Here is a 14167-nt window from a genome sequence, read left to right as displayed (position 1 = left end):
GCTTTTCGCGGGCGCTAAATCATGCCGCTGTGGAAACTTTCCTTCCTTAACTAGATGCGTGAGTCTTAAATGCGAATCATGATTTTGACAAGGAAATGGCCTTGCGGCAGATAGGCAAGCTGGGGGTAGCGGTAGAAATCACGACAAACGGCGCGAACGCTTATCAGTTTTATGACGAGTACAAAAAATGAGTTTCAATCAATTTATTTTGCTCGTGATGGTCGATGTGCCAGTAACGGTGCTGCTTCGACGTAAGTTATACACTCTGACGAGCGGCCTCCTGAGTAAGCTTGCGCTACATCTTTTCTCACTTCTGGCGGGCACCTTTTATGTGATTCTCCTGAAAGACGATGAGGTGTTTTATGTTGATGTCGGCCTTGATGGGGACTTTTACCGGAACCTATTGATTGTAAAAGCACTGATTTTTGCAATGGTGGTCTTTCATGCTTGGACCATCTCCGCACCGCACGGTTGCAGCGTCTTTCGCTGGCGCCGTAAGTAAAGTACTCGCTGAAACCCCACCTTCAACCACCACAAATAACCCCCCACGCTTGGCGTCACCCGCTTTCTCGTGCTCTGATGGCAGCATCCACTCCCGAGGAATGCGCGCATGACCGAAGCCCAGCACTTCCCCAAGCAGCCATCCCCCCTTGGCACGGTATTGCTCACCTCCTACGACCACTTCGCCCACGAAAACATCATCGCCCATGCCCAGGCCGCGCAGGCGTTACTGCACGGCGGGCAGATCGCAGCGTCCGTGGATGACGCCCGGCACCACCTGCACACCCTGACCCTGCTGCTCTCCGACGCCCCCGAAGAACCCCTGCTCAGCGCCAGCGCCGCCCAGAAGGGCTCGGTGCTGGGGCTGGTGGCGCTGGGTTACCTGATCACCCACAGCGGCTTTGCAGCAAAGGCCCGGGAGATCGTCGGCAACGGGCAGGGGGTGATGCTGCTGAACATCACCGGCGAGGGTGATGAATTGCTGGCGCACCCGCAGTTGTTCGAAACCTGGGAGTCCTACACCGCATACCTGCAGCCGCTGCTGGCCAGTGGCGAGGTGGCCTACGAGCGCATGTCCAGCTTCTCGTAATCGGCCCCGCAGCAGCTTCAGGCTGGCGCGCTACCTGTAGGAGCCGGCTTGCCGGCGATAGGGCCGGTACAGACCACACAAGGCCTTGAGGTGTGTCGCCGGTATAGGCCTCATCGCCGGCAAGCCAGCCCCTGCAGACGGTGCAAGCTCAACGCTGCGCAGACGGCGTCTGCAGGCGCTGGGTCTCTTCTTCCAGGTACCCGAGCAACGCCTCCACCTCAGTGGGCCCCAGGCGCATGTTCGGCATCGCCAGTTGGTTGTACTGCTCGTACAACAGCACCGCCAACGGGTCCTTTTCGGCCAGCATCTTGTCCGGCTCCTTCAGCCAGCGCACCAGCCATGCCGGGTCGCGCTGGCGGGTCACCCCCAGCAGGTCGGGGCCGATGCCGCGGGTGGCGCCGGGCACCGCATCGCCCAGGGTGTGGCACGACGAGCAGCGGGTGCGGTACAGCTGCTCGCCGGTGCTCGGCGGGCGGATCACCGGGGCTTCGGCCTGGGTGCTGGCGGTGGCCTGCTTCCAGTTGTGCAGGCTGTTGGCCAGGCGGTCGGCGAGGATGTACGGGCTCTCGAACGGCGAGGCTTTCATCCAGCGGCCGGTGGCCTGGTTGCCGATGATCAGGCTCAGGTTATGGTCGCGGCTGCGGCCGTTCTCCAGGCCGTCGATGTACAGGCCCAGGCTGCGGCGCAGGGTTTCGATATCGGCGGCTTCGCCGGTGAGCAGGGTCCAGCCCGGGGCGATACCGAACTTTTCGGCGTAGCGCTTGAGGGTGGCGGGGGTGTCGTTGTACGGGTCGATGCTGATCGAGTAGATGAAGATGTCCTGGCCCACGCGCTCGCCCAGCAGTTTTTGCACCTGGCGCAGGCGCGCGGTTTCCACCGGGCATGAGTCGCCACAGCCGGTGAAGATGAAGTTGATGGCGACCACCTTGTCCTTGATCAGGTCGTCGAAGAAATGCACCTGCTTGCCGTCCTGGGTCAGCAGCGGGATGTTGGGGAAGTAGTTGGCGCCCCAGGGGGTGTCGGGCTCCGGGCTGGCGCTGCTGGGCGGCAGGGCGCAGGGCAGGCTCAAAACCAGCAGCAGGGGCAGCAGCAGGCGCCAGGTGCGCAGCATGGTCGAATCCTCCATTGAACGTCAGGCCATCCCTTGTAGGAGCCGGCTTGCCGGCGATGGGGCCTAAACCGGCGACACACTTTCGAGCCTTGTGTCGCAGGTTTAGGCCCCATCGCCGGCAAGCCGGCTCCTACAAGGGCGTGCTGCAGGCTTTACTTCACCGTCACCGGCACAATCACCGCCTGCCCCAGTGCCGAACGCACGGTGGCCTTGGCCGGCAGCGCCGGGCCTGCGCCCACTGTGGTTACGGTCAGCTTCCAGCGGGCTGCGGTACCGCTCGCGCTCAGGGTCGCCAGGCCCAGGTCTATCGGCCCTGTGGTGGTGGTACTGCTCACCCGGATGCTGTTGCCGGCAGCCACCGTGGTGGTGCCCTCGATTTCCCAGGTCCAGCGGTTGGTGCTGCGCTTGGTCACCTTGGCGCTATTGACCTTGATCACATCCACCACTGGTGCCGGCGCTACCGCCACACTGACCGTGGCCGGGTTGGTCGACTCCAGGTTGCGGGCATCCCGGGCGGCGTAGGTGAAGCGCGCGGTGAACGCGGCGGCTACCGTGGCCGGCGGGGTGTAGGTGACCTGGGTACCGTTGCTGCTCACCGTGCCCTGGCCGGAGTCCGGCTGGGCCAGGCTGCTGACGGTCAGCGGCAGGTCGCCGTCCGGGTCGCTGTCGTTGGCCAGCACGCTGATCACGATCGGCTTGCCGGCGCTGGTGGCGGCGCTGTCGTTCACCGCCACGGGCGGGTTGTTGCCGGCATTGCCGGGGCCGGTGTTGTTGGTACGGAAGGTCGGCAGCGCGGCAGAGTTGACGTACTGCACGCCATCCCAGCCTGGCAGCGGCGTGGGCATCAGCTGGAACTGCCCGGGGTGCTCGATATCCCAGCGCAGCAGCATCGAGGTGTCTTCATGCTGGGTGTTGTGGCAGTGCTCCATGTAGGTGCCGGCGAACTCGCGGAAGCGAATGGCCATTTCCACCTCTTCCGAGGAGTCGGCATCCGGGCCGATGCGGTATACGTCCTTGCGCGCCCATTTTTCCCATTCCGGCGGCGCCTTGCCGTCGCGGCTCAGGACCACCCCTTCCTCGAAGTGCACATGCACCGGGTGGCTCCAGCCGTTGCCGCCGTTCTTGATCTTCCACACCTCCAGCGTGCCGTCGCCGCTGAAGCCGCCGGCGGTGGCCTCCTGGGCCAGCTGCGGGGCGGCGCTGATGCGCCGCGGGTCCATGCTGTAGCCAAAGCCGCCGTCGGTCTTGATGGTCCAGGGTTGCTCGTCGGTGCCGTCCGAGCGGCCGAAGATGAACTCGCGGTGGCGCGCATCCTTGAGTTTGGCCTTGTCGGCGACGCCGTCACGGTTGATGGTCAGCGGGATCATCGCAAGGCCTGCGGCCTTGCCAGGCTTGGCCGGCTCGTACAGCGCCGGGTCCATGCTCACGTCCTGGCCGCTGTAGGGCTGCACCACAAGCTGCAGGAACTTGCCCACCACCGGGTCGCCACCGTCCCATTCCGGGCCCTTGCTGGTCTGCTTGATCACCGGCTTGTAGGCGCCCGAGAGCACGTCGGCCAGCTTGATGGAGCCCGCCGGGCCCTTGCCGGTCTCGTGTTCCTCGATGTTGACGAAGTAGATCTTGTCGCCAACGCTGATGCCGTTTTTCGCGAAGTTGACGATGATGTCGTAGCGCTCGGCAATGCCCTGCAGCGGCAGGATGCCGTTGTTGTCCTGCAGGTCGCCGTTGCCGTTCAAGTCCATGCTGCCGTCGAACGGCACGGCGTGTTCCATGATGTTGCCGTCGTTGGCAATCATGTGGAACGGCACGCGGTTGTACGACACGTTGGAGCCGGCCGGCCCCTTGAACTCGCCGCCGTTGCCGGCCACTTCACGCACGATGGCGATCTTGTAGTAGCGCGACACCGAGCCGTTGAGAATGCGGAAGCGATAGCTGCGTGCACGCACCTTCAGGCGCGGCTGGTACTGCCAGTTCACCAAGGTCTGGTCACCCAGAAAACCGTTGGTGTTGAACGGGTTGAACCACAGCTGGCCATTGGCATCCCAGGCCTTGTCGGCCACCAGCAGGTTCACATCATAGTCGCGGTTGCCCCAGGGCATCGCCGAACCGCTAGGGAAGCGCAGGTTGACGCCGTCCTGCAGCGCCTCGTTGCCGCGGTCCAGGGCCGAGTAGTAGTTCATCATCACCGCGTTGCCCTTGTAGACGTTCTGCGCGGTGAAATCGAGCATGTGGTCGTGGAACCAGTGGGTGCTCATGGTTTCGCGCCAGTCGCCGCGTATCTTGATGCTGCCGTTTTCGCAGGTCTTCAGGCCCGGGCTTGCGTCATTGACGAACAGGGTTTCGCCGGGCGAGCAGGGGAAGGCTGCACGTGGGTCCTGGGCGTTGGTGTTGATGGTGTCGTAGCCGGCCAGCTGGATCGGCCAGCGGTAGTCGTAGTACTGGCCGGGGAAGAAGTACGCGTTGGCAAAGCCGTCGCTTTCGGCCGGCGAGTGGCCGTTGTGCTCGTGGGTGCTGATGGTGTGCAGGCCAAAGCCGTTGTTGGCCGACGGGTCGATGGGCAGCGCGTTGTAGTGGCGCATCAGCACCGGCTGGCCGTAGCGCACCATCAGCAGTTTGACCGGGAAGGTGCCGTCGAAGGTCCACAGCGACTTGTGGTTTTGCAGCGGCATTTTCGGGTGGAAGCGCGTGTCGATGCCCTTGGTGGTGCCCAGCGTGGTGGGGATGTCCGAGGTCTGGTAATACAGCCCGCCCGGGCCGAACTCACCCTTGGCATAGTTGTGCAGTTGCTTGCGGTCGCGCAGGCCTTGGTTGATGCGTGCGCCGGCCTGCGCGGTCTTGAACGCGGCCTGCGGGTAGAACTCGTTCCAGCGCTGGTGCGACCAGCCCTTTCCTGGTGGTCGGCCTTCGGCAGGCGAGCCTACCGAGTTGCGGTTCAGAAACAGCTCGATCTGCGCCTTCCACGGGTTGCGGTCGAGCACATTCGAGTACTGCGACGGGAACGGCGTCAGCCCCGGCTGCTTGAGAAACGCCTCCAGGGCGTTGCCGTCGGGGCTGCTGCGGGCCACGCTGTTGGGGTCCTGGGCCGGCATCGGGCCAAGGATGGGCGGCGGGAAGGTCAGCTCGCCCGGCGGGGTGGCGGGGTCGAGTTTTTCCGGGCCGAATTCTTCGAACAGCAGCAGTTGCTGGGTGAACGGCTCGGCGCCGAACAGCGGGCTGGGCTTGCCGTTGGTGGGGTACTGGCGCGAGGTCTGCTGCAGCGGCGGCAGCACGTTGTCGGTCTCCACCGTGGCGCGGGTGCCGTACACCCCGTTGCTCAGCTCCAGCGAGCCCTGGTTGGCCTCGGGCATGCTGCCCAGCGCATTGAGCGCCGCCGCCTGCCCGGCGGCATCGGCGGGTGGGTCGCTGAACGCCGAGGGGTCGGTGGGCGGCGGCTGGCTGACGTCATCGAGGGACCCGGCAATGGCACCGGCCAGCCCGAAGCTGAACAGCAGCGCGGTGACGGAGGACAACCTGAATACATGCCTGGATGATGCAGCTGGTTTCTTCATTGCCGTATGCCCCGTGTTGAGCAGCCTGGCATCTGTAGCCACCCAAAGGGGTGGCGATGTGCCCTGTTTCAGGTGTGGAGCAACGGTTGTGCCAACCGGCACATGGCGCGAAGGCACATGTTTCAAGGTGTTGCAGGGGTGTGAGCGGCGCCTGTTTCGGGCCCGGCCGCAAAGCTGGGGATAGACACCCACTCCTGGGTGGGGAATGCTGCCCCCACTTCAGCGCGCAAGGAGCCCCCATGGACCCGCTCTACCTCATCGCCCTCGGCGCCATCGTCGCAGGTTTCGTACAGGGGCTTTCCGGCTTTGCCTTCGGCATGGTGGCCATGTCGTTCTGGGCCTGGGGGCTGGAGCCACGGGTGGCAGCGGTGCTGACCGTGTTCGGCAGCCTCACCGGCCAGCTGATTGCCGTGTTCAGCGTGCGCCGGGGGTTCAGCTGGGGGCTGCTGTGGCCGTTCGTGCTGGGCGGGTTGGCGGGCATCCCGTTGGGGGTGTGGGTGCTGCCGTACCTGGACATGCTCTGGTTCAAGGCGGTGTTCGGCACCCTGCTGGTGGTGTGGTGCCCGCTGATGCTGCTGGCGCCGCGCCTGCCGCGGCTGCGCGGCGGGCGCCTGGCCGATGGCGCGGTGGGCATGGTTGGCGGGGTGCTGGGCGGCATCGGCGGCTTCACCGGCACCGTGCCGACGCTCTGGTGCACCTTGCGCGGCTTCGAGCGCGACACCCAACGCGCGGTGATCCAGAACTTCAACCTGTCGATGCTGGCGGTGACCATGCTCACTTACCTCGGCAGCGGGCTGGTGACGGTCTCGCTGTTGCCGATGTTCGCCGTGGTGGCCCTGGCGATGCTGCTGCCGACGCTGCTGGGCACGCGGGTGTACCTGGGCATCAGTGAGGCGGCGTTCCGGCGCATCGTGCTCAGCCTGCTGACCCTGTCAGGTATCGCAATGCTGGTGGTAGCTGTACCCGGCCTGCTGGCCCGGGGCTACAGCCCCCTGTAGGAGCCGGCTTGCCGGCGATAGGGTCCGTGCCAGCGACCAAGGGCCACAACTTGTGATTGCAGGCTCGGCCCCATCGCCGGCAAGCCGGTTCCTACAGGTCGGTGTGCAAGCAGCAGGTACAGGCTTGCCCTGGCCTGCGGTTGTTGGCACCCTTTGCCAGCCATTGCATACACAATTCAAGGAACCCCCAAGGTGAGCTGGGAAAAAGTCGGTAAATCCCTCGTAGGCCTGCTGGTCGTGGCGGCAACCGCTGCCGTGCTCTACGCCGTGCTGCGCGAGGACGACAACCTCGAGGCGCGGCTCACCTACGCCCACCTCACCTACCCGGGCCAGTTCAACGAACGCATCAGCCAGGCCAACGAACTGCTCAAGTACGAACGCCTGCATGCGCGCATCAGCGGCATCAGCGCCGGCGGGCTCGACCACGGCCAGGTCGACCGCCTGGTGGACCTGGCCCAGGCACCTTACCTGCAGCTGTTCGCCCGGCCCTTCGAAGCCGGCCTGGTGGACCACCGCACCGGCCTGCTGATCGAGCTCACCAACCACCGCCAGGTGCCGGTCAAGGCCGTGACCATCCGCCTGCCGGCCAAGGGCCTGGTGCAGGTGCGTGACGATGCCGGCAACGACACCCTGGTGCAGGCCTCCACCAGCAGCGTCGAGATCCCGGCCATCGAGCCTGCGGGCACCAGCAAGGTCTGGGTGTACTTCGACGCCGACTACTCGCAGATCCGCCAGGGCGGCATCGGTATCCGCTACGCCGACGGCGCGGCGCACATCCAGGTGTACCGCGAAGTGGTTGGCCTGCCCGCCTGGGTGGCGCGCTACAGCCGCGAGCTGATAGGCCTGCTGGCGGTGCTGGCGCTGGCCGTGCTCGCCCTGGGCTACCAGGCCACCACCCGCCGCCCCAACACTCGCCCCCTGTAGGAACCGGCTTGCCGGCGATGAGGCCTGGCCTGCAATAACAGGCTCAGGCCCCAACCTCGCAAATTCAGGCTCCGCCACCTACTTGTTATTGATGCACTGCGACTGCACCACATAACGCACTGTGCGCAAGGTGCCCTGGCGGTCTTCGAAGGTCATCAGCCGCGGCACCACCTCGCAACTGCGCGGGTCACCCGACTGGCGCACCAGCCGGGCGACATCCAGGGGCATGCCGTAGCGGTAGTCGACGGTCTGCGGCACGGGTTTGCCGCGCTCGGAGGCATAGGCCGCCACCGCCTGCTGGTGTTCGTCCAGCAACTGCTGCGAGCGTTGTTCGGTAAAACCGGTGGCCTGGGCCGAAAGGGACAGCGCCAGCAGGGCGGCGCTCAGGGTCAGGCGTAGCATGGCGATCTCCAAAGGTAATGGGTTCGCCAATCACGCTAGCGAGCAGTAGCCAACACAGGCATGACGCCGGCATTACGTTTACGCAAGGTCGCGTTCAAGCAGGGTCAACAGGCGCGGCATGCAGAACACTCATAGGGCGATTCTGGGCAGGGAAGGGCAGCGGAAAAAGCCGCTGGCCGTACAAGGGGATTTGTTCGGGAGGCAAGAACTGGATATTGAGAGCGCTTGAAAGGGTGCTTAATAATGACCAAAATATCGATCCAAATTGAGGATCTATCATGCAGAACATTTTCGCCGACGTCGCGGTCAGCGTTTCCGAATTAAAGAAGAATCCTACAGCCGTGATGGCCGGTGCGCAGGGCCAGCCGATCGCGGTGCTCAACCATAATCGCGTCATGGGGTACATGGTGCCCGCCGAACTCTACGAGGCGATGATGGAGCGGCTGGAAGACATCGAACTGGCCGAACTGGTGAAGTCCCGGGGGGGGGAGCAGGGCGTGCCGGTGGATCTGGATGACCTATAAGCTCGAATTTCTGCCCTCTGCCTTGAAAGAGTGGGAGAAGCTCGGCCACACCGTCCGTGAACAAGCGAAGAAAAAACTCAGGCAGCGCCTTGTAACGCCCAGGGTGCCGGCAGATGCCCTGCGCGAGTTGCCCGACCACTACAAGATCAAGCTCAAAGCCTCAGGCTACCGCCTGGTCTATCGCGTCGAAGATGACCGCGTGGTCGTGCTGGTACTGGCGGTGGGCAAGCGCGAGCGCGGCGCGGCCTATCGGTCAGCTAGCAAACGGTGACGGGGCAACGGCTGTGGCCCATCGCAGGGCTGTGTGCAAGCAACTTTAGCCGCGAACACCGGCAAAGCCGGTGCCATCCACCGTGTCGCCTGCTTCGCGGGCAAGCCCGCTCCCACAGGGGCGTGCAAAGCGCTGGCCCGGTGCTGTACATATGGGGGCGTCATTTTTGCCCGGGGCCCGGGCGGCATTGAGCTGGTATGCTCCTGCCCGACGCAGCGCAACGAGACCGCCATGGCCCGGCCGAAAAAACAGCAAGCCCCTGAGCACGACATCAAGGACCTCATCGTCGACGCCGCGCTGCGGGTGATTCAGCAGGAGGGCGCGATGTGCGCCACCTACCGGCGCATTGCCAGCGAGGCCAAGGTATCGCCGGGCACCATGACCTACCACTTCGACAGCATCGATGCGATCGTCGCCGCGGCCTTCGTCAAGATGACCCAGGGCATTGCCGGCCTGTACCTGCGCCAGTTGCAGGAGGCACGCGACATCGAGCATGCGCGGGAGCTGGTGGCCGACCTGATCTGCGGCGACTTGTGGAAGGCGTCGGGGCAGATGCTGCTGATCTTCGAGCTGTACACCTTCGTGTCGCGCAGGCCCGAATACCGCTACGTGATGGAAGACTGGATGGCGCTGTCGCGCCAGGCCTTGCTGATCCACTTCGACGAGCGCGCAGCGCGGGCGGTGGATGCCTTGATCGAAGGCTTCACCATCCACAATGCGCTGGGTGATGTGGTGGTGGGGCGGGAGGAGATTCTGCGGTTGGTCAGGGCCGTGTCCTGACAGGCCGGCGCCATCCCCTGTCGCACTGATTGGTGGGTTACTGATCGGCCAGCCGCCACCCCCTGTAGGAGCCGGCTTGCCGGCGATGAGGCCAGGCCTGCTGCTGAAGCGACTGGCCCTATCGCTGGCAAGCCAGCTCCTACACGGGCCGCGCAGGGCTGCTTTGTTGCGGCGCTTGCTGCAGCGCCGAGGCCACCACGAACGCCAGTGCCACTAGCGTCAATACCGGCAGCATCGCCAGGCGCAGGCCGTAATGCTCGCCAATGAACCCCAGCAACGGCGGCCCCACCAGAAACGCCAGGTACCCCGCAGTCGCCGCCAGGCGCACCCGCTGGTCGCTGTGCGCGCCGCTTTCGCCCGCCGCCGAGATCGCCAGCGGGAAGCCCAGCGACGCCCCGATGCCCCACAGCATCACGGCGGCTGCCGCCACCCACTGCACATCGCAGAACACCACCAAGGCCAGGCTCGCCGCCCCCACCAGCGCACTGGCGCGCAAGGTGAGCGTGCGGCCAAAGCGCTGCACCACCGGCGCCCCGGCAAAGCGCCCCAGGGTCATGCCGACGGTGAACACCAGGTAGATCAGCGTGCCGGTGGTCTCGGCGAAGCCATGGCCATCGATCATCAACAGCGGCAACCAGTCGTTCGCCGCGCCTTCGGCCAGGGCCATGGCCAGCACCACGAAGCCGATCAGCAACAGGCGCCGGTCGCTCAGCAGTGCTGCCCAGCTGAAGTCACCGTCCGCGCTCGCCGGTTGCCCATCTGTCGCGCGCTCGCTGGCACGCGGCGCTTGCGCGGCCAGCAGCACCACCGCCAGCGCAGACAACAGCGCGGCAGCGCCCAGGTGTAGGGCCAGCGGTATCGCCAGGGCCGTCATGGCCATGCCCGCCAGCGCCCCCACCAGGGTGCCGAGGCTGAAGAAACCATGCAGGGTGGTCATGATCGGCTGGTTGATCTCGCGCTCTACCGCCGCGCCCTCGATGTTCACCGCAATATCCGCAACGCCCATGCCCATGCCGTAGACGAACAGCCCGGCAAAGGCCAGCAGGGCGCTGTTCAGTTCACTGCCAGCGGCCAGCACCAGCAACCCGGCCGACAGCCCGAGCAGCCCCCAGCGCATGACCTGGTGGGCGCCAAACCGTCCGACCAGCTTGCCGGCGCCAAGAATGCCGCACATGGCACCGGCCGAAAAACCGAACAGGATCATCCCCATCTGCTCGGTGGAGGCCTGCAAGCCATCGCGCAGGGCCGGGGTGCGGGTGACCCAACTGGCCATGGTCAGCCCGGGCAGCAGGAACAACAGGTAGAGCGCATGGCGCGCCCAGCGGGTGGTGACAGCAGGTGGCATCGGAACGCTCGCAGATGGTTAGTCGTACGTGTGTACGAATAAATCGTACGGGCGTACGACGTGCGGGTCAATGCCAGCCCGCTGTATCAGGTGCGTTCAGTTGGGGAACAGGTCGTCGACCGGGGCCAGCTTGGCCAGCCTGGCCTGCAATTCGTCAATCTGCTGCTGGTGGCTGGCAATGCGTGCGCGGTGATGGTCGATTTGCGCCTGCAACTGGCGTGGGTCATCGCCGTCATCGGTGGGCGAAACAAGCTGGGCCAGTTTTTGCGACAGGGCGATCTTCTTGTCCGCCTCCTGCCGTGCGACCGGGTCCATATGATCGAGCAGGGCGTGCAGGTCATCGGCCGCGCTGATGGTGAGGAAGGCGTCCGCGGGCTGCAGGTACACCACCGACTTCTTGTTGCGGCGCAACAGTTCGATGACGTTGCTCAAGGTGCCGGGGCTCTTGCAGTCCCACACCATCAGGCCGAAATCGCAGTCCTCGGCCATGCGCAGGTCTTTGGCCGTGTACAGCGCGCGCCCTCTGGCGTTGGCCGGCGGCACCACGTTCACCTGTGGCCAGCCACCGATGTTGTGGCGCGGTGACTGGCCGCTGCAGTACAGGCTCACGGCGCTGTAGCCATGGCTGTTGAAGTAGCGCTGCACGGCGCTGTCGACACCGGAGGCGTCGCCAACCAGCACCTGCAGCTGCGAGCTGCGGATGTTGTCCAGCCGCGCCTCGACCTGCGGGCCGAGGCGCTTGAGGGTGATGGAGCCGGAGATGAACACCCGCTGCATTAGTGTCTCCGTGTCAGGGTGACGACCGAAATGCTGCGGATGCTAGCGCATTCGCGCAGGGGGGTACAGGCAGCCTGCAGCGAGGCGCCGGTGTCGAACAGGTCGTCGATCAGCAACACGTCGCAGGGGCCACGCAGGGTGTCGTTGACGCTGAAGCAACCGGCCAGCGCCTTGACCCGCGCCTGGTAGCCGTCGAGGTCCTTCATCATGCCGGTGCTCCAGGTCTTGACCAGTACCTGGTCGTGGTAGGCAATGCCCATCAGTTGCGCCACCCGGCGCGCCACTTCGTGTACGGGCTGGCGGTCCCGATGGCGGCTGGCCGGCATCGGCATCACCACATCGAAACGCCGTCCGGCCAGGGCGGCTACCACGGCCCGGGCGAGCATCTCGACCTGGCTGAAATCATCGCGGTACTTGAGCTGGAACACTGCCTCGCCGATGGCGGTGCGTACCGTGTCGAACTGCATGTAGCCCTGTTCGTTGTGGCCGATGGGGGTGCTGCTGATGGTGTGTTTGTCGAGGCTGATGCCGTAACCCCAGAGCAGGCAGGGCGGGAGTTGCTGGATGGTCATGAAACGCTTCCTTGTCTGTCAGACGATGATGGGCCGCCTGTAAGCGGAAGCCTCATCTTGCGTCGGAGCAGCGGCGTTGCAGAGTTCATGCTTTCCGTTTTCGCTGTAGGACGTTTCCTAGAAAGCGGGCGCAGTCAGTCGGTACCGGGCAGCACCGACCTTGCAATGCAGTCCTTGCAGTTGATCACCAACTCATCGGGCCGGGCCTGCACGTGCACCCGCAGCGAGCCACAGGCGGGGCAAGCGTACGCCACGCAGCCCGGCAGGGCCTGCAGGTAGTCGGCGAGCTGGCGCTCGGTGCCGTGGTCGTCATGCTTGAGCAGCAGCCCGTGGAGTGCATTGCACAGGCCCGAGCGCGGGCGCTTTACGCTGTTTCTGTTCCAGTGCTCATAGCGCAACAGGTTGTTCGGCAGGGTGTTCGAAGCCTGCGTTTTGCTGATGCCGGCCCTGCTGGCGTAGGTTACGGCGTTGTTCACCGCGGTTGTCACCAGGGCCCACAGTTGGCAGACGGGCCTGACCTTGACCTGCTCCCCGATCACTTCGCGGCTTTTCTTCCACGGATGCAGCGGCATGTCGTGCTTGTCGCAACGGGCTTGCAAAAAGCTGTAGACCTCCTCGATTGCCAACGCCTCGATGGCTTCGGCGAGCGCTTCGCGCCAGGCCGGCAGCGGGCCGCATGACAGTTCATCGTGTAGCGCGCGATAAACCTGCGTCGCCAGCTCACCCCACCCGCAACCAGATCGCCGAGGCGTCGTCGCTCATCTTGAACCGCGGGTAGCGCAGGCAGGCGGCGTCGTCCTGCTCGATGCCGCGCAGGGTGCGCGCCAGGTCGTCGAGCCCGTGCTCCAGCAAGCGTTCGATGAAGCTTGCCGGGGTGTAGGCCTGGTAGGTGTCGAACAGTGCGGCAAAGCCGTCGCTCATCAGCAGTACGTCATCGCCCCGGGCCACGGGCGCGCAGCTGTAGAGGGTGCCGGCGCGGGACTGTTGCGGGTCGACCCCCAGCACTGCGCGCGGTCGCTCGCGCGCAGCGCGACGGTCGGCCAGCACGGCCGGTGTGCGCACGCCATGGGCACCGGTGCCGGGGCCCAGGGCTGCGGCTTCGGCGCGTTCGGCCTCGCGGTCCGGTTCCGGGGTGAGGAAGGCGATGCCGCTGGCGCTGCGGTGCAGCACCACGCAGTCAGCCAGGTGCGCGCAGACCAGTTGCCCGCCTTCCAGGGCCACGGCGGCGAAGGCGGCGCGGGGCAGCTCCCACAGTGCCAGCGGTTCGCGCTGGCGGTCCTGCTGATAGTCGCGGGCGAGGTGCTCGAACACCTGTTCGCAGATGCCTTGCAGCGGGCCTGCCGCATTGGCGAAGGCGCGCTGGGCGGCGCTGGCCAGCCACGCGGCGCCGCCGCGTTCGCCGAGCAGGCCGGGTTCGCCCAGGTCGGTGGCACCGTCGATGACCCAGGCGTGGTTATTGGCGCAGCCGATGCGGTCGTCGTTGGGCACGGTGCGTTTGCCGGCCAGGCTCAGGGTCTGGATCAGGTCGAAATGCATGGGGCTCTCCGGGGGCTGGTTTTTTTCGGCATGAGGGGGCGACCTTGAAGGTTTAGGCTTCGGGCGTCAAACGGTTGGTTTTGATAGTTTTATGCGCATTCATTATTTGTAGTGACGCTTATTCACCTTTGCGCCCTTATGGCCATCCCTTTCAAGGTTTTTGCGTCAGGGCCACCAGGTGCCTGCCACAACCTTTGCAGCGCCTATCAGATCGAGCGCCGCCCGCGCGGCGCATCGCGACACAAGGCCGCTCCTACATCTGTTTCGGGCCAGTTATGCCTGTGAAAGT

The 14167-nt window shown here is 65.1% G+C and carries 15 protein-coding genes; 7 read left to right on the top strand and 8 right to left on the bottom strand.

What is annotated here, in order from left to right; translation table 11 throughout:
- Positions 1–187: 187 nt before the first annotated feature.
- Together ACI2KK_RS12600 and ACI2KK_RS12595 are read left to right on the top strand one after the other, a co-directional pair.
- Positions 188–502 (top strand): hypothetical protein, encoded by a 315-nt coding sequence (locus tag ACI2KK_RS12600; RefSeq protein WP_404669151.1) that lies wholly within the window; start codon positions 188–190, stop codon positions 500–502.
- A 108-nt stretch (positions 503–610) separates the two neighbouring features.
- Positions 611–1090, top strand: a complete 480-nt coding sequence (locus ACI2KK_RS12595) for a hypothetical protein (protein WP_217839269.1) — start codon at positions 611–613, stop codon at positions 1088–1090.
- Between the two features lie 148 nt (positions 1091–1238).
- Here ACI2KK_RS12595 and ACI2KK_RS12590 read toward each other — a convergent pair whose 3' ends face one another.
- Positions 1239–2201: an SCO family protein gene (locus tag ACI2KK_RS12590; RefSeq protein ID WP_404669150.1), complete on the bottom strand. Its 963-nt coding sequence runs from the start codon at positions 2199–2201 to the stop codon at positions 1239–1241.
- Positions 2202–2353: 152 nt separating this feature from the next.
- The gene (locus tag ACI2KK_RS12585; protein WP_404669149.1) at positions 2354–5749 is read right to left on the bottom strand and encodes an Ig-like domain-containing protein; all 3396 of its coding nucleotides are present in this window, start codon (positions 5747–5749) and stop codon (positions 2354–2356) included.
- Between the two features lie 239 nt (positions 5750–5988).
- Here ACI2KK_RS12585 and ACI2KK_RS12580 point away from each other — a divergent pair, with 239 nt between their 5' ends.
- Positions 5989–6747: a sulfite exporter TauE/SafE family protein gene (locus ACI2KK_RS12580; protein WP_404669148.1), complete on the top strand. Its 759-nt coding sequence runs from the start codon at positions 5989–5991 to the stop codon at positions 6745–6747.
- Between the two features lie 192 nt (positions 6748–6939).
- A complete protein-coding gene (locus ACI2KK_RS12575) occupies positions 6940–7671 on the top strand; it encodes a hypothetical protein (protein WP_404669147.1) in 732 nt (243 codons plus the stop codon).
- A 78-nt stretch (positions 7672–7749) separates the two neighbouring features.
- Here the strand turns inward: ACI2KK_RS12575 and ACI2KK_RS12570 are convergent, their stop codons facing one another.
- A complete protein-coding gene (locus ACI2KK_RS12570; protein ID WP_404669146.1) occupies positions 7750–8073 on the bottom strand; it encodes a DUF2790 domain-containing protein in 324 nt (107 codons plus the stop codon).
- Between the two features lie 278 nt (positions 8074–8351).
- On the opposite strand from ACI2KK_RS12570, the gene ACI2KK_RS12565 reads away from it, so the two are divergent.
- The 3 genes from ACI2KK_RS12565 to ACI2KK_RS12555 all read left to right on the top strand — a co-directional run bounded on the left by ACI2KK_RS12565 (position 8352) and on the right by ACI2KK_RS12555 (position 9648).
- On the top strand, positions 8352–8597 hold the full coding sequence (locus tag ACI2KK_RS12565) for a type II toxin-antitoxin system prevent-host-death family antitoxin (protein ID WP_404669145.1): 246 nt from the start codon (positions 8352–8354) through the stop codon (positions 8595–8597).
- Positions 8587–8868, top strand: coding sequence for a type II toxin-antitoxin system RelE/ParE family toxin (locus ACI2KK_RS12560; protein ID WP_404669144.1), 282 nt, complete (start codon positions 8587–8589; stop codon positions 8866–8868). Before ACI2KK_RS12565 ends, ACI2KK_RS12560 begins: the two co-directional genes overlap by 11 nt.
- Before the next feature lie 231 nt (positions 8869–9099).
- Complete coding sequence (locus ACI2KK_RS12555; RefSeq protein ID WP_217885553.1) at positions 9100–9648, top strand: TetR/AcrR family transcriptional regulator; 549 nt, start codon at positions 9100–9102, stop codon at positions 9646–9648.
- A 139-nt stretch (positions 9649–9787) separates the two neighbouring features.
- Here the strand turns inward: ACI2KK_RS12555 and ACI2KK_RS12550 are convergent, their stop codons facing one another.
- From ACI2KK_RS12550 to ACI2KK_RS12530, 5 genes are all read right to left on the bottom strand, one after another.
- Positions 9788–10993 carry an MFS transporter gene (locus ACI2KK_RS12550; RefSeq protein WP_404669143.1) on the bottom strand — a complete coding sequence of 402 codons (1206 nt, stop codon included), beginning with the start codon at positions 10991–10993 and terminating at the stop codon, positions 9788–9790.
- Between the two features lie 96 nt (positions 10994–11089).
- A complete protein-coding gene (locus ACI2KK_RS12545; RefSeq protein ID WP_404669142.1) occupies positions 11090–11770 on the bottom strand; it encodes a hypothetical protein in 681 nt (226 codons plus the stop codon).
- Entirely contained in the window at positions 11770–12342 is a 573-nt protein-coding gene (locus ACI2KK_RS12540; RefSeq protein ID WP_404669141.1) for a ComF family protein, read from the bottom strand. Before ACI2KK_RS12540 ends, ACI2KK_RS12545 begins: the two co-directional genes overlap by 1 nt.
- Before the next feature lie 134 nt (positions 12343–12476).
- Positions 12477–12941 (bottom strand): hypothetical protein, encoded by a 465-nt coding sequence (locus tag ACI2KK_RS12535; protein ID WP_404669140.1) that lies wholly within the window; start codon positions 12939–12941, stop codon positions 12477–12479.
- Positions 12942–13062: 121 nt separating this feature from the next.
- Positions 13063–13878 carry a protein phosphatase 2C domain-containing protein gene (locus tag ACI2KK_RS12530; protein ID WP_404669139.1) on the bottom strand — a complete coding sequence of 272 codons (816 nt, stop codon included), beginning with the start codon at positions 13876–13878 and terminating at the stop codon, positions 13063–13065.
- Positions 13879–14167 lie beyond the last annotated feature (289 nt).

Source organism: Pseudomonas sp. NPDC089406, assembly GCF_044900265.1.
Taxonomy (GTDB): domain Bacteria; phylum Pseudomonadota; class Gammaproteobacteria; order Pseudomonadales; family Pseudomonadaceae; genus Aquipseudomonas; species Aquipseudomonas fakonensis.
This window is presented reverse-complemented; position numbering and strand designations above follow the sequence as displayed.